Source organism: Bradyrhizobium sp. PUT101 (genome assembly GCF_052043945.1).
In the GTDB taxonomy this organism is placed as follows: Bacteria; Pseudomonadota; Alphaproteobacteria; order Rhizobiales; family Xanthobacteraceae; genus Bradyrhizobium.
The window spans coordinates 5670335-5693992 of record NZ_CP197207.1 but is presented as its reverse complement, the minus strand read 5'-3'; the positions used below and the strand labels follow the sequence as shown (position 1 = coordinate 5693992).

The window sequence follows — 23658 nt, the reverse complement described above, 5'->3', positions numbered from 1 at the left end:
GATCGTCAAAGGCAGCAAATCAGCAGATGTATCAGCCTAGAGAACATTTCCAGTCGGGACACCGATTCGGTATCGAATTCGGCGGGGCAGTCCTCAGCTTCGAGCGCGTAGCCGATGTGTTGCGCCGCCAGTGGCCGATCATCGCGACGTGCGTCGGAGCTTCACTGGCCCTGGTGATTTTGTACCTGGCTTCGGCGCAACCCATGTATACGGCGAATGCCCGCATCATGATGGATACGCGTCAGGCGCAGGTGCTGGACAAGGACAGCAACACCAGCAGCGCCCTGATCGACACCGGCTATGTCGACAGCCAGGTCGAAATCATCAACTCGGACGACCTGATCCTGTCCGTCGTCCGTCGCCTGAAGCTGACGGAGGATCCGGAGTTCAACGGTTCCAGTCCGGGCCTGCTTTCGATCATCATCGGTAAGGTCATGTCGCCGTTTCGCTCCGGCGAACCGGCATCCCAGGAACACATCGAGCATGCCGTGGTCGAGCAGGTTCAGAGGAATCTGCGAACGGAACGCGTCCTGACGACATATGTCCTGTCGCTGAGTTATCGCGCACGAACCCCCGACAAGGCCGCCAAGATCGCCAACGCCGTCGCCAATGCCTACCTCGTCGGCGCCCTTGAAGCCAAATATCAATCCACCAAGCGGGCGACCGAGTGGCTTCAGCAGCGCAGCCTCGAGCTGAGCGAGCAGGCGACGGCCAGCGACCGCGCCGTGCAGACCTTCAAGGCCGAGCACAACATCGTCGGAACCAGCCGCGGCCTGATGTCCGAGCAGCAATTGTCGGACCTGAATACGCAGCTGGTTCAAGCGCGAGCCGCGACGGCCGAAGCCAAGGCCCGGCTCGACCGGATCGACGCGATCTCCGACCAGGATCTCGCCCAGCCGACAGTGACCGACGCGCTCAACAACTCGGTTATCACCCGCCTGCGAGCCCAATATCTCGACCTCCAGGCCCAATATGCCGACTGGTCCAGACGCTACGGCAAGACTCACCTTGCAGCGGTCAATCTGGCCAACAAGATGGAGGAGCTGCGCAAGAACATCGCCGATGAGCTACATCGGATCGGCGACGCCTATCGCAGCGACTACGAGATCGCAAAGAGCCGAGAGGCCTCGCTCGAGAAGAACGTGAAGGAGCTCGTTGCCCAGGCCGGTCACACCGGCCAGGCCGAGGTCAAGCTGCGCGATCTCGAAAGCGCCGCCGACACCTATCGCAATCTCTACAACAACTTCCTCGAGAAGTTGCAAAGCGCGACGCAGAATCAGAGCTTTCCGCTCAGCGAGGCGCGTCTCATCAGCACCGCCGCCAAGCCGGATCGCAAGAGCTCTCCGCGCACGGTCCTGGCACTGGTGGGCGGCCTGGTGGGCGGCCTCTGTCTCGGCTTCGGCGTCGCATTTGCGCGTGAGCTGCTGAGCGACGTGTTGCGGACCCCCGGCGAGGTCGAGGACGAGCTCGGCGTGAAGTGCCTCGGCGTCTTGCCCGATATTCGTCCACCCGCGAAGGCCGGCCCATCCGATCTGTCTCGCTACGTCGTCGATCATCCCTTCTCGCGGTTTGCGGAGACGTTGCGCAACATCAAGGTATCGATCGACGTTGCCCGCCTGACCCGCGAGATCAAGGTGATCGGCATCGTCTCTTCCCTTCCCAAGGAAGGAAAAACGACTGTCGCCGCGAATTTCGCACAGTTGGTCGCTCTGACGGGGCACCGCACGGTTCTGATCGACGGCGACCTGCACACGCGCTCGCTGACGCGAGAGCTCGCGCCCAACGCCAAGAGCGGACTGGTGGAGGCGCTCAACGACCCCGCGAGCCTCGGCTACCACGTGCAGCGAAGCAAGGAAACGGGACTGGATTTCCTTCCCTCCGTCGTGGCTTCCCGCATGGTGAATTCGGCCGACGTCATTGGATCGAAGGCGATGGCCGAGTTGCTCAAGGTGCTGAGGGAGCACTATGAGTACATCGTGATTGACCTTGCCCCGGTGATGCCGGTGGCGGATTCGAAGGCTGTCAGCTTCCTGATCGATGCCATGGTCTATGTCATCGAATGGGGGCAGACGACACGAAGCGCTCTCCAGGAGTCGGTCTCCGGGTCGGAAGTCCTCCAGAAGAAGCTGCTCGGCGCCGTGCTCAACCGCGCCAACCCGAAAATGCTCAAGCGCATCGAGGCCTACAAGGGCAAGCACCACAACAGCTATTACGTCGAGCATGCCTGAACGGAGGCGCGGCGCCGCGCCTCCCGCTCGCGCGGATGGAAGAGTTCGGTCGGGCGCCGTGGTTCACCCTCCTCGACCGGGAGAGCTCGAATTGCGCCGACGCGGAGCGTCCCCGGCGCAATCGGGGTGAGCAAGCTCAGCATTCCATGAGAGCAGAACCCTCGGGGTTCGATCAGCACTGATCGTGCTTCGGCCAGACTGGCCTTCAGACGCTGGCGGCCACAGGGCCGCGCGCCTGTTCATCGGATCATTGGTCGAGCCAAATTGCTGCGGGGGGAGAGCCCCCTCTCTCGATCGGGAGCCGCCAAGCGGACCTTGATCCCGCCGCGCGCCCGCACGCGATCTCCGTATTCGTCCGGAATCCACAACTTGCAGTTATTGCTCTAGCCAAAAGCAAGGATTGACGACAAAGATGGTGGCCAGGACAGTGCGGCCATTGGCGACCATCCGTCGACAAACGAGACAATCCTAGCCCTGATGCCTCAAATCGCCGAAACTTTAGGCATCTTCCATTCTCGGTTCCCTGAGGCTAATCTCGCCTCATACTCGGCAGTTCCTTTCCGGTGGCTCGGATGCTGATCGCGCTTACGATTTTGACGATTTGGGTTCTGCTCAACATTCTCTTCGTGTTGATCGTAGTTCCCCCGCGCAAGTCGCTTCGGCCACCTGTGACGACGACGCTCTCACCGGCGCCCATCGACCCAAGCCGGCGTGAGATCGAGCATGACGAACCCTTCTCGATCCGCCACGTCATCGTCTCCGTTGCAATGGGGGCCTTCTTCGTGCTCGTGCCGCCGTTGCTCGCGCTGCGCGATGCAATCATGCGGCTCTTCGGCAGGCCGCCGCGCAGCGGAACCTGAGGCCCTCGGGCCGGAGGTTCCAGCAATTCAGAAATCGACCGACTAATAGGCTTCCTGGAACATCACTGCGGACGCAGTGCGGGCCATGATCTTCAGGTCGAGCCAGATGCTCCAGTTGCTGACGTACCAGACGTCGTACTCGACACGTTTCTCCATCAGGTCGATCGTCGGCGTTTCTCCCCTGAATCCGTTCACCTGGGCCCAGCCCGTCAGACCCGGCTTCATGTGGTGGCGGTAGACGTACTTGCTGATGAGCTCGTCGTAGTAATTGTCATGGGCGAGCGCGTGCGGGCGCGGTCCGACCAGTGACATGTCGCCACGCAGCACGTTCCAGAGCTGCGGCAGCTCGTCGATGCTCGTCATGCGCAGGAAGCGCCCGATCTTGGTGACCCGAGCATCCCTCTTGGTCGCCTGGGCAATCGTTTCGCCGTTCTCGCAGACGGTCATGGTTCTAAACTTCCAGATCTCGAACGGCCTGCCGTTGAAGCCGCGGCGCGACTGCCGGAAGATGACGGTTCCCGGGGAATCCAGCTTGATCAGCACGGCAACGGTCAGCAGCAGCGGCGTCAGCATCACAAGCGCGAACAGAGCGACACCGATGTCGAGACAGCGCTTTTGCAGACGCTCGAGAATGGTGAGCGGCGGTCGCTGGATCTCAACCGCTACGGTTCCGCTGACAGGCAGAAAGGGACGGGTCACCAGATCAGCGACCGAGTCGTCCGGCAGCAGGCGAATGGGCTGGGGGACGGCGCGCAAATATGGCCCCAGTTTGCGCAGCATTGGCAATTCGTTCCAGTCGAGCGCAAGCAGATATTCGTCGACATCAGCCGAGCGCGACTGACGGATGACGTCGCGAATCTGCCGCTCCCAGTGCCCATCATCCCGGTCGGCTCCGAGCACGAAATGGCGCATGACGTCGAAGCCATTCCTCCGCAGATCCTTGAAGCGGTTCGAGGTGAAGTCGAGCGGCTTCAGGCTGAGCAGGATCACCTTGCGATCGACCAACCGGCTTCTCGCAAAGCTGGTGCCGAACACGGCCTGCCAGCCGAAGCGGAGGCTGATCAAGCCAAGCCCGCCGATCACGCCGAACACGATGACGGTGCCGCGCGATAGATTGTCGGTCGATTTCAGCAGGAAGGCCGCAACGGCAAGGATCGTGAGCGACGTCAGCCAGATAAACACCGCCATTCGAAGCTGCCACACGAGATTGAGCAGGCGGTGCGTGGAATAGACGTCCCGGAAATAGGCAATCCCGACGAACACCACGCCGACAAACAATCCGGCTCCCACCGATGCCCCGTCGGGAGACGAAGCGACGGCCATACCATACAGCGAAGCACCCGCCGCATAACTCAACAGGATCAACAGAAAGTCAGCACCGATGACGACGATCTGAAAGGGCCTCTGAAGAGCGCTGCCGCGCGCGGATGACAGCGCATGAGCGTTCTCAGAACCATAAGTTGCAACAGCCATTCGAACCTCTGCTTATCGAGAGAGTGCCTGACGCTCATCGTGATGCTGAAGACTCGTCACTTCCCCGCATGGAAAGTGTTGATTGATCGCAGCGACATTGTGGCGCTGCACGCAAAACTTTTGCGGCGCACGGACGATGCGTCGTGTTGAAATGCGCAGCGAAATTCGGTGCGCTGAAAATGCCGTCACAGTGCTGACATATGAGCGGACGGACTGCCCTATTTTGAATCAAGTTCCGCATCGGATGCGAGGCCGGTCGTTGCATCAACGCTTCTTCGCTCAACTTTGAGGCGCTGCGTTGCTCTCGCCGAGAGCACAACCGAGGTCGACACGAGAATCTCTCTCGAGCTTCTATCTGTGGCTGCATGCAAGGATTCGCTGCGTCATGCAGACTTGCCGCACGCTTCGGGGCAGCGATGCAATTCTGCGAACCGCTTCCTGTTCCTGAAGCCTCGAAACAAGGTCGGCAAAAAATGCCGCGCCCTTCTTTTGGCGTGATCAGGTCGGAGAACAACCATGCGGCCCCACCGAATTCGCGTTGTTCGTGTTGGATGGAAGCTCTCCGGTGCCGGCGACTTGGGGACATTTTTCGACCACCCGACCGATTGAGCGCCATGAAATCTCTCGCGCGACTACGCCCGCCCATTCCCAAACCGCAATTGCCGGACGGAGTGCGCATCTATGCGATCTCCGATATTCACGGCTGCGCACATTTGCTCCAGCCCATGCTGCGGGTGATCGACGCCGACGTCGAGCGCAGCCGGCCGCGCTACGCTGTCGAAGTCTTCATGGGCGATTACATCGATCGCGGCCCGGATACGCGCTCCACCCTCGACATCCTGGTCGAGCGGAGCCGCAGGGGAAATGCGGTTTTCCTCAAAGGTAACCACGAGGCCTTTCTGGTGAGGGTGTTCGAAGACCCTTCACTATTCGAGGACTGGATTGCCTTCGGCGGGACCCAGACATTGATGTCCTACGGGCTTGCCCCGCCGGATCTCAAGCGCGACGAGCCCGCATCGATCCTGCGCGACTTGATTCGTGCGATGCCGACCGAGCATCTGGAATTCCTGGACAATCTGCGGTTGAGCTTCAGTTGCGGAGACTTCTTTTTCGTCCACGCCGGCGTTCGCCCCGGCGTTCCACTGGCCGAGCAGACGGAGCGCGATCTGCTCTGGATTCGCGAGGAATTCCTGCGCAGCGAGGAGCAGTTCGGCAAGTATATTGTCCATGGTCATACGCCGGTCCGCAGCGCGGAATTCCTGACCAACCGCGTCAACATCGACACCGGCGCCTACGCGACCGGCAACCTCACGCTGATGAGCATCCAGGGAAGCCGCATGCTCGCGGTGTGAGCGCCCGACCCATCTGCCGTTGCCTGGAACAGGTGAGCAGAGAGCGCAAGACGGGTCGCCTTGGCCACTCCGCTGCGGACGCCGCCTGAAGCGCGATGCGATTAGGATGAATCGTCATCGCGCTTTAGGTTGCTGTTTGAGCATGATCTTTTCGGAAAACCGCTACGCACTTTTCCGGATCATTGCCTTAGCTGAGGACGTGCAGCGGCTGCAAGCGTGCCCGGCTTTCTGCCATCCAGGCGCTCCAGGCGCGCTCATGCTTCATATAAAGCTCCGACCAGCGCCGGTCGCTTTCATTCTGGCCAGGCCGACGCTCCTCGTGACGTTCTTCCTGGAGCGAGGAAGCGCTCTCCGATGACACGCGCGGATTGTCCAGCCTCTCGAACTCGATGGTCTCCGAGCTCGTGAGGCCGATGAGCACGCGCTGTCCGGCTCCGTTGAGGATGTATCGCCGCGGAGCGTCCTTTCTCGCCTCGACCATGCCCTTCTCCTCCTCCTTGATGTCCAGTCCCGGCGCGATCCTGCGCGGACCCGGCCAGACTAGAACGCCCGTCGGGCATGCCCAAAGGTCGAGGTCGGCGGCGAGCGAACCGATTGTCGCGATGAATCCGAAAGCTTGCGCTGGATACGCCAAGCATGGATCACGTATCCCAAGATGAGGCCAGCGCAGAAGATCGAGACGGAGACGGAAGCAGAGGCTATTGCAGAAACCATCGGAACATCCTGGTTGGTGCGATGCACATCAAGAGCAAGCAGTGTGTCGACATCATGGTTCTCAATGAGAGCTGCACGCTCAAAGATTGTTCACGCCCGATGTATCGACAAGCAAGAGGGTCCGAGCCCCGCCTGCCCACCCCGGGTTATCGGGCGCAAGTAGCGCTTCATCAGAAATGCAGCCTATAGATGTCCAGGTATTCGAGCAGAAAGCCGCTCTGAAGAATCGCACGCGCCATGCGCTCGGCAGCAGGTCGCCAAACAATTCCAACTGCTCGGGCAATCGTCCTGAAGCACGTCGATTGAGCGGCCGAGTGGCTCGGCCGGCACGCCCCAATCCTCGCCGAGAGCAAGGAACTTGCGGGTATCAACAAATCAAGCGGCTCACTTAAGCCATTTTTAGGCCGCGGACGTTAATAGTCAGGCAGTGTACGGAGTAAATTGCGTGACCGCGCTGGCTTTAGGGACGATGCTGATCGGAATGGTTCTCGGGACCAGATTTCGCGTCGTCATTCTTCTTCCGGTCATCGTTGCCGGTTCGGCAGCTCTGGCCATCGGTGCGATACTCACCGGCGCCAGCATGTGGGACACTGCGAAATCCATCGCCGTGTTTGCCACCGTGCTGCAGCTTGGTTACGCTTTCACCGCCTTGGTTGTCGCATCAATCATTCACGGTGGCGAGAAAGAAGACGCCGAAGAGAGGTCCGAGGCAGTACGACTTCCGCTGAAGCGCTCACCCGTGCGTCACGACGTGAATTGAGCATTAGAGGGCGCTGAGTCCTCCGGAGAACCCGTCCCACGGGACGCGCAGGTGGCTCCTGATGCGGTCGAGCCAATAGATCTGCGCGGGTTCCCCAGCGATGCAGTCCGTCGACCTACTGCGATCCGTTCACCGGATGTTCCGGCGAACCAATCCCAGACCCAGACGAGCCGATAGGCAATCCGTTCGGGGCGGTCCCGGCGCCCATGTTGCGCTGCGCCTGGGCAGCCGAAGGCGAGCCCACAGGAGCGAGGGAATTAGTTGACGCCGAACCGGTCGTCGTTCCGAAGAGGCTGTTGTTCGCCGGCTGATCGATACCGCCGTAAGTCGTGACCTGACCAATGCCGCCTGTGCCCGGGCCCGCTCCAGCAGCCGACGATCCCTGGCCTGTTCCACCGGTTGCTGCGCTGCTTGACGCTGCTCCGCCCCCCGCCGCTGCACCGCCGCCGCTGCCTTGAGCAAACGCGGCCGGCGTCAACGCGAGGCAAGCAAAACTGAGAATGATCAATTTACGGATCATCGAAGCGCCTCCCTTGACGGAGGACACAACGGCGCACGTGCGCGAGAGTTCCTTGACGGCAAGAAGGGACTTCAAGCCGCGCGGTCCAACATCTCCGCGTCGAGATCCGCAATGACGTCCTCGAAGGCCGAAATCGTCTGTTGAATGGCCGCGATCTTCAGGAGCTCAGCATCGTCGATCGGGCCGATGCGATTTTGAAGCGCAACGACGAGCTCGCGCCGCCGCTCTTTCAGCTGGACGAGCGGTAGGCCATGATCAGTTAAGTATCTCATGACTGCCTCTATCTCACTCTGCTAACAGCCAAGTTAGCAAACTCTGCTGAGAAACCCGTTCCAGCTACACGTCGAATTTTACCGAATAGGCTTACCCCCGCTCCGATATCCACGCCGCGCCGGTCTCTTGGAGACAGAAGCGGCTTTCCTACCACTTCAAAGCTGTATCCCAGATCCTGGGATCGCTCGCCGATTGTATCCGGACGAGGACGTATCGCCGTTCAAACTCCGCCATTGTCGCAAGGCGACTCTGCAAATTGTCCAGAACCCATATGCCAATGCGGTCGCGCGCAATGAGAACCAGATGATGCCGTCCGTCCTCCTGTAAGATTACTTCAGCCAGCAGCAATCTCCCGGAGGGCCAACCCCTTTCCAACAAGGCATGGCGCTTCGACACCGCATAGTCCCCGCATGCCCCCTCCTTCGGATAGATTTGCCAACGGCGAGTCCGAACATTCAGAGGGACGATGGCCGCGTTGGTCAACGCATTGACGACTTCAAGCTCATGCGAATCCAGTTCTTCCACGGGTTTACCTGAAGTCGGCGCGCAATCCGCCGGATAGTCGAGACAGAAGGCCGTAAATTGCATCGGCTGGAGTGTCGGGGTCGCCGACGCACTTCCCAAGATCGGAACGCACCAAGCAATCAGCGCACAGCGCAACGAGTGCCTCAGCATGGCTCGGGTCTCCCAAGAATGGCGAGGCCGACGCCGGGCACAACCCGGCACCACTACCTTAAATCCCCAAGGAGGTTGAAAGTTGCATGATATTCGTCCTGAAATTGAAAAATTTGCGGACAGAAGGCGGACAGAAGGAAGGAAGCGTCAGGCTATATTTGGCGCGAACCCTCGGAAGCCATGAAGTTCAGGAGTTGCGCTCACGTGCACCTGTCGGCACTGGTCGGACGCCAAGGGCAGGTAAGACTGGTTGACGATTCATCGGAACGGTTTTGGATTTGCATTGTGTCGTTCGATGAACGAGGCGACGTCTGCTCTGAGGGCGACTACGCTGCGATAGACGTCTCGCCTGATCTTTCTTTATCGGGGAGGAGCGCGAAGAAGCACTCGACTTGGTTTGAGCCATGACGAACTGGTCGGGATCAGGTGCACGTGCCGACGAGGCCCTTTGGCCAGTCATCTCCGGATCAGTGGGGTCTTGTGCGTAACGTGATTGCCATGACGAGAGGGCAGTGCTCGACCATCGGACCCAAATTGCGCCGGCCGGAGCGCACCATGTAAGAACCACGGGCGGATTTGCGCTGCTCGATGCTCGATCTAGACGAGCAAATCAGGAGCCGCCCAATTTGAGCGGAGGCCAACCAGCACTGGCCTACTTTCAGTGCAGAGCAGCACTTTGTTTAGCCTTCCCGACGGTGCCGAAGGGCATACACTTTTTCAGGATTTTCAAGTTCATCTCGAATGAGCCCTATTGTGAGTTTGATTGCGACGGCAGTTATATTGCTCTTCATGAACTACCTTGCAGCGCAAGCAGAGCACGTGCTCCCGCCGTTGCAGCACACATTCTTCTGCATGAAGTCTCCATTTGAGTGCAAATCGCAGACTAAGGCGAAGGCGCAACCTCTGCCGAAAGCTCAACGCATTCGAGAACTTCAGCAAGTCAACGCCAGCATTAATCAGCCAATTTCCGTGGTCCAATTGCAAGCCTCGGCTCTCAGGCACCGGACTATTGTCCCGCGGATGGGCGACTGCGCGAGAACGAAACGACATGTCCTGCTATCGCGAGGCTGGCGGTCGTCGCATCTGCTGCAGGCCGAGGTCGTCCGGCGCCGGACAGGCGTCATCTCGTCTTGATGGGGAAAAATGAAAATGAAGACTTTGTCTTGGACAATTTGCGAAGCGAGGTATCGCCCTTGAGAAGCATATTTCGTAACGACCAACTGATCAGAATCGAGGCGTCCGACGACCCGGAGTTCTGGATCCGACCAAGCGGACGCGCACTATCTGAAGGCGCTCTCGATCGAAGCCGCTATCCATCCACGTGGAGAACGAGTCGACATGAGTCTCACCTCGACCGATCGGAAGGGGAATGGCTGTGGACGATCCTTCAAGGCTCAATATGCGCCAATCGCTTCGTCGCCGGCAATGCCTCTACACAACCCGACGGTCAGGAACAGATGTAACCTTGATCGCTTAGGTCAGGAACACTCGAGCCCTGCAGCGATCGTTGACACAATCAAAATCAAGGTCAGTCGAACAGTTCAGACTCACACTCAAATATTTGTCCACCACCCCAGGCAAAACGGGCCATCGGCAATTTGATCATGATATTCGTCATTGGGATCTACGTTACAGGCTTCACGTCCGGCTATGCGATTCGAGCCTATATCTCTCATCGACGCCGAAAGCGCTTCAGGCGCAGCCATTGACCGGTGTCGCTATATGTCTCCGCCCTGTACCAGGAAGTCACCTGATCGACACATCCACGACAATCACGGACGTACCGCGCATGCGGTTGTTTTCGCCGGCGACCTCAAGCTTGAAGCGATCGCTCGACCCGTTCGCCGGGGCGCGATAGAAGAAGGCGGGCCCAGCTATCGTCAGTGTCCCCGCAGCCGGTGGCTCGACGATCTTGATCTCGTTGATCAGCATGGCCCTGCCGCGAAGCCCTTGCAAACAGTCAGTCCCGCCACGAATCGAGAAGGCCCAGTGGACCGTGTCGGAGATGAGCTCGAAGCCTTCGTTGCGCGACAAGCAGTTGCCAGCCGAAGCTGGTATTGAGGCCTGGCATAGGACGAGCGCTGCAAGGGCGCAGATCGTGCCGTGACGCATCAGAACAAATTCCTCCCTGCTTGACGCGGCGGAACAGCATCCCGCGACGGGCACGCTCAGGCCGATTTCTCATTCGCCCCGGTCGACAGGTACGCCGCGTAGGCGAGCCGAATTCCGTCTCGGAGCACTGTACTAGCACGCCAGCCGAGCTTTGCGAGGCGGTTGACATCCAGCAGCTTGCGCGGCGTGCCGTCGGGGCGCGACGCGTCGAAAGTGATTCCCCCACAATAGCCCACGACCTCCGCAACGACGCGTGCAAACTCGGCGATGGTAATGTCCTGCCCGGTGCCGATGTTGACCAGTTCCGCGCTCGAATAGGTCTTCATGAGATGCACGCAGGCATCAGCCATGTCGTCGACATAGAGGAATTCACGACGCGGCGTGCCGGTCCCCCAGACCACAACCTCCTTGGCTCCAGCGACCTTCGCTTCGTGAAAGCGGCGGATTAAGGCTGCGACAACATGGCTGAGCTCGGGGTGATAATTGTCGCCTGGACCATAGAGATTGGTCGGCATCACGCTGATGAAGTCGCTGCCGTATTGGCTGCGATAAGCTTCCGCCATCTTGATACCGGCGATCTTGGCGATGGCATAAGGCTCGTTGGTCGGCTCCAGCGGTCCTGTAAGTACGGAATCCTCACGCAAAGGCTGCGGCGCGAGCTTCGGATAGATGCAGGAGGATCCGAGGAACATCAGTTTCTCGGTGCCGTTCAAATGAGCAGCTTGGATCACGTTCGACGCGATCGCGATGTTGTCGTAGATGAATTCGGCCCGAAGCGTGTTGTTGGCGACGATGCCGCCGACCTTTGCCGCAGCCAGGAAAACGACCTGCGGCCGTGCCTTCGCAAACCAGTCGAACACGGCCGCCTGGCTGCAAAGATCAACCGCGCTCCGATCAACCGTGAGAAGGCGGACGTCCTCCCGCGCCAGTCGGCGCACGATCGCGCTGCCGACCATGCCGCGATGGCCAGCGACGTAGACGGTTTTGCCTTTCAGCTCAAACGGAGCGCTGGCCATTCGCTGCGTCCCGTCGTGCCTCGACCAGATCGCTCGCCATCATCTCCTCCACGAGCTGCGCGAACGTCCGCTTCGGCTTCCAGCCAAGTATCTCGTGCGCCTTGCTGGCATCGCCGACGAGGAGATCGACCTCGGTCGGACGGAAATAGGCCGGATCGATCCGAACGACAGTCTTGCCGCTCTTTGCATCGATGCCGACTTCGTCGACCTTCTTGCCGCGCCATTCGATCCGGCGACCGACCCGCCCGAAAGAAAGCTCGACCATTTCGCGCACCGAGTGCGTCTCGCCTGTTGCAAGCACGAAGTCGTCGGGCTTGTCGGCCTGCAGGATCATATGCATGCCTTCGACATAGTCCTTGGCATGACCCCAGTCGCGTTTGGCTTCGAGATTGCCCAGGTAGAGCGTGTCCTCGAGGCCGACCTCGATTCGAGAGACGGCGCGGGTGATCTTGCGGGTGACGAAGGTCTCGCCTCGGATTGGGCTCTCGTGATTGAACAAGATGCCGTTCGAGGCAAACATGCCGTAGGCCTCACGGTAATTCACCGTGATCCAGTAGCCGTAAAGCTTTGCGACGCCGTAGGGCGAACGCGGATAGAATGGCGTAGTTTCCTTCTGCGGGATCTCTTGCACCAGGCCATAGAGTTCGGAAGTCGAAGCCTGGTAGAACCGCGTCTCTTTCTCCATGCCGAGGATGCGGATCGCTTCGAGCAGCCGCAGCACGCCGATGGCATCGGCATTGGCCGTGTATTCGGGGCTCTCGAAACTGACGCCGACGTGGCTTTGCGCGGCAAGATTGTAGATTTCGGTCGGCCGGATCTGCTGCACCAAGCGGATCAGGTTGCTTGAATCGGTCATATCCCCGTAGTGCATCCGGAACGGCACATCATCCAGATGCGGATCCTTGTAGAGATGATCGACACGGGCAGTGTTGAAGGAAGACGAGCGCCGCTTGATGCCGTGCACAACATAACCAAGCGACAGCAAGTATTCCGCGAGATAAGCACCGTCTTGACCGGTAATGCCGGTAATCAGAGCGACCCGCTCTTTCATGAGCTAATTGTTCCTAGCAGGGCCTGCAGCGCCCAGGAGACCCGGACTGCTTCCGAGAAAGCTGCGAGCGCAAAATTCCTTAATAAACCAACTTCTTGGACATATCGTCCGCTCGGTCAACCCTCTCCTCGAAGTGAGGCGTACCTTTTGAGTATTAAGGTCAATCTATCCGGGTTGGCGAGACCGCCTCACCGAGCATAGCGAATTTTGCGCCATTCCGCGCCTAAAGCATGATCCGGAAAAGTGCGCAGCGGTTTTCCGAAAAGATCATGCTTAAACAACAACCTAAAGCGCGATGACGATTCATCCTAATCGCATCGCGCTTTAGCGCTCAAGCGTTGCCAGCTCAAGGACGTTTCAGACGCGCGATCTCAGCGGGCGCGCGTCGCCGTCGCAACGACCTGCGCTGTCGACCGTGAGACCGTGACTTCGACCGTGGAAGCCCCCTCCGTGCGACGATTCTTGCCGACGACGGTCAAAGTGAACTTATCGGGACCCGAGAAATCGGGCTTGGCGATATAGCGAAAACCGGATCCAACGATCACGATCTCGCCCCCCTTGGGCTGCTCGGCGACGTTAACCCAATAGATCTGCATCGTCGACCAACGCAGCCCCTGGATGCACTCGGCTCCCGGAGCAATGGTCATCGACCATTCAATGGTGTCGAAGTCGAGCTTGTAGGGCGTGTGGTCCCGCAAACAGCTTGGAGAGGCGTTCGCGGATGCTGTCGCAAACAAGCCCATCCCCAGCGCCGTCGCGGCGCGGACCAAAAATGATGACATGCCCCCTCCAGATGTTGAGCCCCCTCAGCGTATTCTGCCGAATCTCAACATGTCGTAGTGGGAAGTAGGTGATCCCATCAGTTTGGTAAACTTGTGGCTAACCGGGCACGCAATTTTACGGGGCCTGGACCCGTCTGCAGCCGCTTCCGGGCCTCGTAACCTGGTGGCCCGCGCCGCCGACGACCGGTCTGCCGCCGGCGCCGTCTGCTCATCGACAAAAGCAAGGACGGGCCGCCCGTCCCGAACGCGCCATTTCATGCGATCTTGAGAAGCTGCCGATCAGCCTCTGACCTGCAAGACTGGTTCCGCGGCAGGTCGTCCATAGCAGGAAAGGTCCATCCATGGACCGCCCCAATAGGTACCACCATTCCAGCCCGACCCGACATAGGGGCCATCGCAGTAGGGGACGTACAAACGGGACTGGTGATACCGGGTGTGATAGGCGCCCCTGCGCGCAGGCATCGCCAGCTCGGCAGCGGACGCGGTGCCCACTGTCAGGGAGAGCGGACCGCCGCTTGCGAAAGACCAATCGACGGAAAAGGGGGCAGAACTCAACAAAGCGGCAGCCAAAATCATACCGAGAATACTTCGCTTTTTCACAACGACCTCCCGAAATGCAAAACCCAAGGGTTCGTCTACGACCTTCATAGTTGACCAGAATAGCCGCTCCCGAGCGCCCACGCACGCATTTCGTCATCGCCGACCGAAGCGAGACGACGAGGCGGCCGAATTCTGCCTGGCCGGCAATGTTTAGTCAGTGGGCTGATCGACGTTCCGCCCGCTTACGCATCCATGGACAACCGAAACAGGCGCAAGTAGCGTCGTCACGGCACGATCGGCGCTCCAGGTCGGAGCCGAATTTCATGGCAGACCAAGGTTGGAAGACGCCAGATGCACACGACGCGCCCATCAAAGACGAGACGAGCCGCGAGCCTGGCACTGATGTCTCTGGCTGTTGTCGCCATGAGCTTCACAGCGGCGCACGCCGCACCAACCGCGGAGGTTGCCAAGCGATGCCTTCGCTACGCCTACACGCTGTATCCCTACAAACGCCCCGGAGCCGTTCCGATGAGCGGCGATCGACAGGCCTATTTCCAGGACTGCATGGGGAAGAACGGCGATGTGCCCCCTCCGGCCCGAGCCGGCACCGACGCAACGTCCACGAAAATGAACGACGCGGCAGCCACGAAAAACTGAGCGCTGCGGCTATCTGTAGCGCTGCTGATGTCGATAGGGATATCGATAGATCGGCTGAAGACTTCGTGGACGGCTGGCGCCCGGCGGATACTGTCGGTAAACGTTGGGAGTTGGCCTGCTCGTCCCGGTCGTGGGGGGAGAGCTTGGAATCACCAACGTAGGCGCGGCCGTGTCGCGGGTACCGCCCGTCGCTGATTGCGCGTTCGCGGCCCCGGACAAAGCGAGGGCGCAGAAAATCAGTGAGGAAAAGAGAGCGGTCTTGCGCATGATATAAACCCAGCCTGTTTAACGCACCGACCGAATTCGCGTTCCAAGGCAAAACACAATACCTGGCCGCTCCCGAAGGCAAGCTCGACCCGCTGCCAAATCTGCAGACTAGCGAACAATGCGCAAGAATCCCGCCACTTGGGGCGCAGAGATTTGCGCATGTGATTGCCGGCGCGCGAGCAACCGCGTTGCCACCAGGCAATTAATTCCTATCCAAACGCCTATTCCACCCCAAACCAGTGAGCTGACGGTCATCTCTGTCCCCAACGTCTTAGATGACATTTAAGACAGAGTGATTCCCGATCTGCACAATTTCAAGGAGAATGTTTGGTGAGGTCGCGTCACCACGCAAGCGCCCGGCTGACAGTCAAGGCTGAAGGTAGCACGCCTCAAGCCCGAAAGGGGCTATACCCGTGGTCACGCCGACTGGAGTGCCCGGCGTTTAGCGGCAAACCCGGACGCGGCGCAGCTTGATGCCATGGCGGGTCTGAACTTCAACATAGCGGATGCAAGGACCCCAGCCGGTGTATCCGTAGGGGTACGGCCGGCCGAAAAACGACACATCGTGGACGTCAGCCTGGACGGCGTCAGATCGGACCACGGGACCAAGCGCAAACGCAGAACTCACGCTCGCCAGCAGCGCAAAGCCACAAACCATGCTGAACTTGCGAACCATCACCAGCTCCCCCGTGCTCACGTCCTGTTCACCACATAGAAGATTCCAGGGAATGTCAAAGGTTTCTCTAACCTAGCCGGATCCCGGTGTCAAAATACCGCTTACGAATCGCCACTAAATTTCTAAAAAGCTAACTTGTTGAGAAAAGATGAAAATACCTGCTACAAGCCACCGCAGGTTATTTCAGCAAGTCGATATTTTTTTCCCGGGGTCGGGCTCATTATGAGTAAAGCGCCGCGTTTGTTGCTGTTGCCTTCGCAGGAGGAGCGCAAGCCGTATTTGGACGCTCCGAAGCCTCGCCGGGATGTTCCCCGGCGCGCTTGGCATCACTTGCCGCAACCCAGCTTCATCGAAGCCACGGTCGCGATGGTCGACTTCATCCTGATCGTGATGACCAGCCTCGTCTGCAGCACAATGTACTATGCGCTGACGGACGGCCACATCGCCGCAGCGCTTCCCTATGCAGGTATGGGACTTATCGTGAGCGTCAATTTCGCAGCGCTCATGACAGCACGGCGGAATTATCGCCTCAAAGTGCTCATGCGGTTCTCGAAGCAGGCGAGGGAGACGATCGTCATCTGGTCGGGCATCTTCGCGTTGCTCGCCGCAGTGGCGTTTATGATGAAGATCAGCAGCGACTTTTCCCGCGGCGCAGTGATCCTCTTCTTCGTGGGCGGTCTCGGCGCGCTACTGTGCTCGCGCCAGATCGCCGCGAAATTCATCGCGCGCTCGCTGTCGAACGGCCTGTTCGCCAAAAAGCGGATCATCGTTATCGCGGAACATGACCAGAGCAGCTCGTCACGACCGCTCGCAGAACTCCTGTCGTACGGTTATGTCCCGGTGAAGACCTTCGAAATCTCCCGGGAGGAGATTGCTGCACCCGGCATCACCAGGTCGCTCCAATCGAAGCTTTGCGACATTGTCGAGGTCGCGAGGAATGAGGGGATCGAAGACGTCTACCTGCTGCTGCGGTGGCGCAACGACCGAACAATCGACGGCATCCTGGATGCGCTCGCAGTGCTGCCGATTTCCGTCCATCTTGTTCCCGATAGCAGCGCCGCGAGGTTCTTGAGCTACCCCGTCGCCAACGTCGGCACGACGTGGACTGCAGTGCTCAAGCGAACGCCGCTCACTCGCGTCGAGCTCGCCGCCAAACGCTGGTTCGACCTCTCGTTTGCGATGATCGGCCTCCTGACGTTCCTGCCTTTGATGCTGCTGACGGCCGTCCTCATCAAGCTGGATTCCCGTGGCCCAGTCTTCTTCCGGCAGAAGCGCGACGGCTTCAACGGACGAACTTTTGACATCCTCAAGTTTAGGACCATGCACGTTCTGGAGGATGGCGCGGTCGTCAAGCAAGCAACACGCAACGATCCGCGTATCACCCGGCTTGGCCGATTGCTCAGGAAATCGAGCATCGATGAGCTCCCGCAACTGCTCAATGTCATCTACGGCGACATGTCTCTCGTGGGGCCACGCCCCCACGCGACCTCCCACAACTCCGAGTACGAAAAGCTGATCGCCAATTACGCCTTTCGCCATCACGTCAAGCCGGGGCTGACAGGATGGGCCCAAGTCAACGGCTGCCGCGGCGAGACTCGCCAGATCGATCAGATGAAACAACGCGTAGAATATGACCTCTGGTACATCAACAATTGGAGCCCCTGGCTCGACCTCAAGATCGTGCTACGAACGACGGTTGTCGCTCTGTGGCAGGACGGAGCATACTGAAGCGTGCCGACGAATCGCATCGTCCAATTAGGGTTGATAAGAGGTTTGCGGGCGTCTGCCGCCAACCCTGTGCTAGCGTCACGATGCGTGGCCATCAAAGGTGTCAAGTAAGCGACATGCCTTTGCGACGCCTTCAGCATCGGCAGATTCCATCTGCTCGCCCCAAAGACCGGTATTGCTGATCTCATGCAATCGTCGCAGCTGGGTGACGTGGGAGCTTATCCCGAAATTGACAACACCCTGCCCTTGAGGCTGCGAAGTTCGGAAAGCTGCGACCACTCGCATGCTGGACAAGCGAGTAAAAACACGCCTGCATCAATCCGTGAGCCACTGTGTCCACCATTGAGTTAGCCATCTGATGCGCAACGCCGCCATTCTCGGTCGACCGGGAGCATCATTCCGGTCCCTTAGCCGCTGATGAAGAGAGATTCTCGACACGATCACCGTGGAGTCGTCATCCGGTCGATCACGGCGGCGGCTGCCGGGGTTGCCTCCAAGGCGCTTGGATTGTTCAACCAAGTCGTCAGTGTTGCATTGATCTCAAGCGCGCTGGGCGCAGATGGCTTGCGGGAGCAGATGCTCGCAATCGCATTCGTGAGCTGGTTCAACCTCACTTTGTGCGGAATGCACACCTCTTTACCCGTGCTTCTCGTTCGCTCAGCGCCGACCGCTGAGGCATCGAAGCTATTCATCAAGACCGCCTACATTCTTGCCCTGCTGGGGGCTCTTGCCTCAGTTGCGTTGACCCTCCTGATCCTCAATCTCGGGCTCTCGAAGAGCTTGGTTGGTGCGCCCCTGGCCACAGCAATAATCTGTAACGCAACAACGATTGTCTTCGGCCTGTCCGAGAAGGTATTTCATGCGACTGACCGGATAGCACAGTTCAATGTGCTGAATATGATCGGCACATTGATAAGCCTTGGCACCACCTACATCCTGGCTAGGACGCATCCAACCGCGAGCGGCTTTGTAGTGGCGTTTTATCTTGGCGTGCTGCTCCCTCCTCTCGCCGCGACGGTCTCGCTTGGCCCACGGTTTGATTTGACGAGAGTTCCCTCCTTTGCCGATTTTTACGCGTGCGCACGCCAACTCATTGGCGTGGGTGTCTTCGGACTGGGGTACGAGGTGGCATCCTACTGCAAGCTCCAGGCGCTATTGGCGCTTTTGGCCTTACTAGGTCTTTCAAATGCAATCGCTCCCGTCGGGCTTGGGCTCCGATTGCTCGGTTTGATCAGCGGTGGACTGACGATCGCGATTCCGATCCTGATGCTTCGAATCGGCACGGCCATTCGCACTCAGGACGAACGGTCGAGACGGTTCTGGACGCGCATGGGTCTCGGAGTAGCGGCAGCAACCGCAACTGGCACAATTGCCCTCTATCAGCTTCTGGGACCGGATGTCTTCGATGCCTGGACAGCCGGAGCCGTAGCACTCGGTCCCGGCGATTCGATCGCCCTCGCTATTTTTTCGGCAGTTTATCTCGTGCAGAATCTCGTTTTCGCGCTGATCGCGCCCGATCCATCCTTCGCCAGACAGCTCCGTTGGTTGTTCTGGCTGGAGGGACCCGCCGTAATTGTTGCGGCAGTAGTCTCCGCCCTCCTCGCACCCGCCAGCTACGGCGGAGCAGCGGTCCTCGGCGGAGCGGCTTTCGTTATGGGCGCTACGTCCTTGATGTTACTCGGCCTTTTAGTTGGCCGACGTTTCGGTGATAGTGAAGGCAACGGCCTACGATTGCAGAAGCACCTATGATTTTCGATCTTAGCACAAGACCGAAGACCAACTCGCTCCGGATCACCGGAAGCGGCTCTGACGGGTTGAACGGTTCCCGCGACAATATCCGATCGGATGGCATCGAATTCCGTGCAGTATCGCAGCGTCGCAATCATTGCTCATCCGCAGCAACCGTATCCGGGGTGCCGTGGCCAGGATTTAGACACGACCTCGCGATCGGCCACCTTGCCGGCCCGACCAAGCGCCGGTACAGAATCCCAGTCGCCGAGCTCGCATATCAATTTTTACTGCCTATCGTATCTCGGATCTAGCCAATGCCCCCGGAAGTAAAGATCTACGGGCTGCTTTACTTCGATCCGGAGAACGATCGGCACGTCAACATCAGCAGCAGGCAGAAGACGATCGATATTTATCTCCTTTGCGCCGCGAACTGCAGTCGATTGCTCCGGGACCTCGGTGTCAGCTTCACGCTCATTACAAACAACAGGACACTGCTGACTGAGAGGCTGCTGAGCCTATCCATCTCGAGCCTCCAGGTTCTGGAATATCGGTTCACGCTATCCGTCCCGGCTGGAGTTCCCTTTTACTCCGCACATTTCAAACTCGAACTCTGCAATGCATTCGCCAGTGGAGATTTCGGCAAGTACGTTGCGCTGATCGACATAGACACGCTTCCCTTGCGGTCGTTGCCTGTGTCGGAGCACTTGTCGGCATATGAAATTTCAGACCAGATTTTCCCTCGGTACGGAAGAGACGTCGTTGTTCGAGATCTGGAGATTCTGGCCGGGAAGGGCTTGCCGGATGGACGATGGTATGGCGGCGAATTTGTCATGGGCAGCGCCGACCAATTCCGCGTACTGGCCGAATTCATCAACGAATGTTGGCCGCGATACGTCGCGAACATCGGTGCCGTGCATCATCTCGGTGACGAGATGGTGCTGTCCGCCGCATTAAACCTCTACTCGGAGAAACACCGCGTGGCCGATTACGGAGCCTCAGGTCACGTCGCCCGCTGGTGGTCGTCTCGGACATTCAACAAGCAGGCCACGTTCAAGGATGTCAGGAACGCAGCGCTTCTCCACCTGCCTGCCGACAAGCCATTTCTAGCGACGCTCGTCAGGAACGGCGCGAACAAATTCCCGATCCTCGACGCATACGAAAAGCACGTACGGAGCAAGCTTTTGTTACGTTCGTTGATCCCCGCATACGGTCTACTTGGACGACTGGCCAAGAGGTTTATGCCTCGCCTTTCGTGATCCATAGAGCGCGACGGCAGTCAAAAATTTGTCCTGCCATCCGTCATGCGAGAAGAAAATCGCTGCTCGTCAATCCGAGATGGGTGCCGGTCAGCGCAATCTCCATATTCGCGGCATAAGTGTCCTGCGCGCTCACAATCTGGGCCGCATTCGTGGTATTGACCAGCACCACGGTATTTCCTCCAGTCTCAAGATAGGCAACGCTATTGGCATTCAGGGTGAGATTGCCGGTCCCGGTCAGTTGCCCCTGGAACAGCGGAATGCCGTTGCTGCCGTTGATTCCGCTGATGCCCGAAAACTGAATTGTATCGTTGACGTGGTCGAATCCGACGATGACTGCGTTGCTGGCTGGCGTCGAATCGGAAGCGGCCTTGAAGATGAACGTATCCTTGCCAGATCCTGCGAACATCAAATCTCCGCCGGCGCCGCCGGTGAATATGTCGTTGCCCCCGTTGCCAACGATGATATCGAACCCATTGGTGCCCACGAGCGAATTTGCGCCCGAGGTCCCCAGGATTGCACGATCGCTGGTGGATCCGACATTGCCGGCGGCATCCGTCGCCGTGACCGTATACGTATGGATGCTGCTTGACACGTTGGTGCTGGCGAAGCTCCATGTGCCGTCGCTGCCGGTGGTCGTAGATCCCAGCAAAGTCGAACCGTCGTAAATCGAAATCTTGTCGCCGAACTGAGAGCTGGTACCGGTCAGCGTCAATTTCCCGCTCGAGAAGGACTCATTGTAAAGCGAGACCGACGGAGCCGCGGTGTCCACCGTGACACTTAGGGCTGTCGACGCCGTACTGGCATTTCCAGCGGAGTCCGTTGCCGTTGCAACAAAGTTGTGCGTGCCGTCGGCGAGATCGGCGGTCGTGAATTTCCATACACCGTTGGCATCCGCAGCCGCGGTACCCAGCCACGTCGTTCCGTCGTAGATCATCTCAATGCTGTTGGCGGCCGCCGTACCGGTCAACACCAACGCCTTGACGCTGGTTATTCCGTCGCCCACAACGCCGCTATCGGAAAATGAGGTGATCATCGGCGCGACCAGCTTGATGCTCGAGCTGTCCGATTGCCACACGCGCACCCAATCCACATACATCGGCCAGCTTGAATCGGTCTGAAGCGACAACGCGAGCTGCTGGCTGTCGAGAATGGAGTAGGTGGACGTGGCGCTGGCGCTCGATGACGGGGTAAGCGAACCGCTGTCGGATCCAGCCAATGCTGCAGTCGTAGTCGTTGGCGCGAGCCAGTAGACCGACGACATCGCTTTGCCATCGAAGTACCAGGTCGCATGCCCCGGCGTATTGCCCGACTGAGGTACCCAGAGGAGCCCGTAGCTGTGATAGGCACTCCAATCGATAGCCCCGACGTTGATGAATGAGTTTCCGTAGTTCGCGATGTTGATCTGCCAGCCGTCTGTGGTGCTGTACGTTCCCGACCAATCGTGGATTGTACCCAGATACTGGCCGGAGCTGAGCCCATTCATGTACTCCATGATGTCGACTTCGGCGTAGTGCGTGTAGCCCTCCGCCTGCCCGGCCGCCTGGGAGACACCCGTGGCACCCGGGTCGATGATGTGCTCAATCGAAAGTCCCCAGAATGCCGGCCACGACGTCGCGCTCCCTCCCGCTGAAGGATCGAATTTGATACTCGCCTCCATGTAGGCACCGCTGCCGAACACGGTGCCTGTATAGCCGCCATCTGAATTCGCGAAGGCCGAGACAAGCGAGGCGCCTCCCGTCCCGCCACCGAGCTTGAGAGCCCCGTTCGAGATCGTCACGTTGTCGGCGTTTGTCGCACCCGTGGAAAACCAGTTCTGGAGGTACCAGTCGTAACCTGCGGCGTGGGAGTTCGACATATCGATCGAGCTGGTCGAATTGAACTCGTCGTCGAACACCATGTGGCTGAAACTCTGCAACGCAGCCTGCGCTGGAGCATCGATAGAGCTGTCGGTGTCCGTGGGCTGCGTTCCGATCGTTACACTGACGGGTTGGGAGACCACGCTGACGTTTCCGGCGGCATCCGTCGCCGTCACCGTGAACTGTTGCGCGCCACTCGACAGCGCTCCGCTTGTGTAGGTCCAAGATCCATTGCTCGCCACAGTCGTACTGCCGAGCTGTACGTCACCATCGTAGATGATGAGCTTGCTGTTTGCCTCAGCCGTGCCGGAGAGCGTGATCTGGTTGGTGCCGGTCAGGTGTTCGTCGGTAATGACCGGGGCGGCGGGAGCCACCGTATCCACGGTGATGCTCTTGGCACTGGAGCTGGCGCTCGTAATGCCGAAAAGCGAGCTTCTTGCGGAAAAACTGTGCTGGCCATCCATGAGGACGCCCGACGTAAAGCTCCAACTGCCGTTCGAGTTTGCGACGACCGTCCCGATGAGCGTTCCACCGTCGTAGACCTTGATGGTGCTGTTGGCGGCAGCGACGCCTCCAATCTGCAAGACGTTGGCGTCCGTTATTCCGTCCCCGATCACGTTTGTATCAGGCGATATCGACGTAATGCTCGGGGGCGAGATGCTCGAATTCTTGGTGCTCGTCCTGCTCGAAGAATTCCCAGTGCGCCGCAAGACACATCTCCGTTCGTTTCGCGCCTGGGAATTCCCAAGCCTCGGACGCAAACGGATTAAGCGAGCCAAATGAAAATACGGCTGCGGGAAAACCTAAAGCTTTAGGGATGAGTTAGACGGCGCGCATCCATCGCGAGCGTCCGCTCATCATCCGGCAGATTGCCGAAATCCCCTTGTTTGCAATCGTGAGAACGGCAACTCGATGCGCGCGAATTTGATCGCCTGGAGGCCAGGTTTGTCGGGCACGCAGCCGTGCCCAGACGCGACATCACCGAATTCGCTGACCGACTGATGCTTCCACTCAGGCAATTCGGATCTGCCGTCGCTTCCCACGCGCGAAGATGGACCAATTTTAACGTAGCGCGGAAGAACGCAGGACAATTCTACTTCAAGATGCGAATTTGCCGGGTCTTCACCG

Annotated in this window: 19 protein-coding genes; 9 read left to right on the top strand and 10 right to left on the bottom strand. The window is 59.0% G+C overall.

The window, feature by feature from the left end:
• Positions 1-26: 26 nt before the first annotated feature.
• Positions 27-2228, top strand: coding sequence for a GNVR domain-containing protein (locus ACSHT2_RS27335; RefSeq protein ID WP_440637769.1), 2202 nt, complete (start codon positions 27-29; stop codon positions 2226-2228).
• 572 nt (positions 2229-2800) lie between these two features.
• A complete protein-coding gene (locus tag ACSHT2_RS27330; protein WP_440637768.1) occupies positions 2801-3088 on the top strand; it encodes a hypothetical protein in 288 nt (95 codons plus the stop codon).
• A 42-nt stretch (positions 3089-3130) separates the two neighbouring features.
• Here ACSHT2_RS27330 and ACSHT2_RS27325 read toward each other — a convergent pair whose 3' ends face one another.
• Entirely contained in the window at positions 3131-4561 is a 1431-nt protein-coding gene (locus tag ACSHT2_RS27325) for an undecaprenyl-phosphate glucose phosphotransferase (RefSeq protein WP_440637767.1), read from the bottom strand.
• Positions 4562-5175: 614 nt separating this feature from the next.
• Between ACSHT2_RS27325 and ACSHT2_RS27320 the strand changes: the two genes are divergently transcribed.
• Entirely contained in the window at positions 5176-5913 is a 738-nt protein-coding gene (locus ACSHT2_RS27320; protein WP_440642943.1) for a metallophosphoesterase family protein, read from the top strand.
• A gap of 187 nt (positions 5914-6100) precedes the next feature.
• Here the strand turns inward: ACSHT2_RS27320 and ACSHT2_RS27315 are convergent, their stop codons facing one another.
• Complete coding sequence (locus tag ACSHT2_RS27315; protein WP_440637766.1) at positions 6101-6394, bottom strand: hypothetical protein; 294 nt, start codon at positions 6392-6394, stop codon at positions 6101-6103.
• A 678-nt stretch (positions 6395-7072) separates the two neighbouring features.
• Between ACSHT2_RS27315 and ACSHT2_RS27310 the strand changes: the two genes are divergently transcribed.
• Positions 7073-7387, top strand: a complete 315-nt coding sequence (locus ACSHT2_RS27310; protein ID WP_440637765.1) for a hypothetical protein — start codon at positions 7073-7075, stop codon at positions 7385-7387.
• A 591-nt stretch (positions 7388-7978) separates the two neighbouring features.
• Here the strand turns inward: ACSHT2_RS27310 and ACSHT2_RS27305 are convergent.
• Together ACSHT2_RS27305 and ACSHT2_RS27300 are read right to left on the bottom strand one after the other, a co-directional pair.
• Positions 7979-8179 carry a hypothetical protein gene (locus ACSHT2_RS27305; RefSeq protein WP_319330284.1) on the bottom strand — a complete coding sequence of 67 codons (201 nt, stop codon included), beginning with the start codon at positions 8177-8179 and terminating at the stop codon, positions 7979-7981.
• A gap of 148 nt (positions 8180-8327) precedes the next feature.
• Entirely contained in the window at positions 8328-8855 is a 528-nt protein-coding gene (locus ACSHT2_RS27300) for a transglutaminase-like cysteine peptidase (RefSeq protein ID WP_440637764.1), read from the bottom strand.
• Between the two features lie 741 nt (positions 8856-9596).
• On the opposite strand from ACSHT2_RS27300, the gene ACSHT2_RS27295 reads away from it, so the two are divergent.
• Positions 9597-9989: a transglutaminase-like cysteine peptidase gene (locus tag ACSHT2_RS27295; RefSeq protein ID WP_440637763.1), complete on the top strand. Its 393-nt coding sequence runs from the start codon at positions 9597-9599 to the stop codon at positions 9987-9989.
• Positions 9990-10601: 612 nt separating this feature from the next.
• On the opposite strand, the gene ACSHT2_RS27290 is transcribed toward ACSHT2_RS27295, so the two are convergent.
• The 4 genes from ACSHT2_RS27290 to ACSHT2_RS27275 form a co-directional block, all read right to left on the bottom strand.
• Positions 10602-10967: a hypothetical protein gene (locus tag ACSHT2_RS27290; RefSeq protein ID WP_440637762.1), complete on the bottom strand. Its 366-nt coding sequence runs from the start codon at positions 10965-10967 to the stop codon at positions 10602-10604.
• Between the two features lie 56 nt (positions 10968-11023).
• Positions 11024-11983 (bottom strand): GDP-L-fucose synthase, encoded by a 960-nt coding sequence (fcl, locus tag ACSHT2_RS27285; protein WP_440637761.1) that lies wholly within the window; start codon positions 11981-11983, stop codon positions 11024-11026.
• On the bottom strand, positions 11964-13034 hold the full coding sequence (gmd, locus tag ACSHT2_RS27280) for a GDP-mannose 4,6-dehydratase (protein WP_440637760.1): 1071 nt from the start codon (positions 13032-13034) through the stop codon (positions 11964-11966). Before gmd ends, fcl begins: the two co-directional genes overlap by 20 nt.
• 371 nt (positions 13035-13405) lie before the next feature.
• A complete protein-coding gene (locus ACSHT2_RS27275) occupies positions 13406-13816 on the bottom strand; it encodes a hypothetical protein (RefSeq protein ID WP_440637759.1) in 411 nt (136 codons plus the stop codon).
• Between the two features lie 891 nt (positions 13817-14707).
• Here ACSHT2_RS27275 and ACSHT2_RS27270 point away from each other — a divergent pair.
• Positions 14708-15013, top strand: a complete 306-nt coding sequence (locus ACSHT2_RS27270; RefSeq protein ID WP_440637758.1) for a hypothetical protein — start codon at positions 14708-14710, stop codon at positions 15011-15013.
• Between the two features lie 709 nt (positions 15014-15722).
• On the opposite strand, the gene ACSHT2_RS27265 is transcribed toward ACSHT2_RS27270, so the two are convergent.
• The gene (locus tag ACSHT2_RS27265; protein WP_440637756.1) at positions 15723-15956 is read right to left on the bottom strand and encodes a hypothetical protein; all 234 of its coding nucleotides are present in this window, start codon (positions 15954-15956) and stop codon (positions 15723-15725) included.
• Between the two features lie 135 nt (positions 15957-16091).
• Here ACSHT2_RS27265 and ACSHT2_RS27260 point away from each other — a divergent pair, with 135 nt between their 5' ends.
• The 3 genes from ACSHT2_RS27260 to ACSHT2_RS27250 all read left to right on the top strand — a co-directional run bounded on the left by ACSHT2_RS27260 (position 16092) and on the right by ACSHT2_RS27250 (position 20671).
• Positions 16092-17684 carry an undecaprenyl-phosphate glucose phosphotransferase gene (locus ACSHT2_RS27260; RefSeq protein WP_440637755.1) on the top strand — a complete coding sequence of 531 codons (1593 nt, stop codon included), beginning with the start codon at positions 16092-16094 and terminating at the stop codon, positions 17682-17684.
• A gap of 507 nt (positions 17685-18191) precedes the next feature.
• The gene (locus tag ACSHT2_RS27255) at positions 18192-19433 is read left to right on the top strand and encodes a hypothetical protein (RefSeq protein ID WP_440637754.1); all 1242 of its coding nucleotides are present in this window, start codon (positions 18192-18194) and stop codon (positions 19431-19433) included.
• A gap of 296 nt (positions 19434-19729) precedes the next feature.
• Complete coding sequence (locus ACSHT2_RS27250; RefSeq protein ID WP_440637752.1) at positions 19730-20671, top strand: hypothetical protein; 942 nt, start codon at positions 19730-19732, stop codon at positions 20669-20671.
• Positions 20672-20714: 43 nt separating this feature from the next.
• On the opposite strand, the gene ACSHT2_RS27245 is transcribed toward ACSHT2_RS27250, so the two are convergent.
• Complete coding sequence (locus tag ACSHT2_RS27245) at positions 20715-23240, bottom strand: Ig-like domain-containing protein (protein WP_440637751.1); 2526 nt, start codon at positions 23238-23240, stop codon at positions 20715-20717.
• Between the last annotated feature and the right edge of the window lie 418 nt (positions 23241-23658).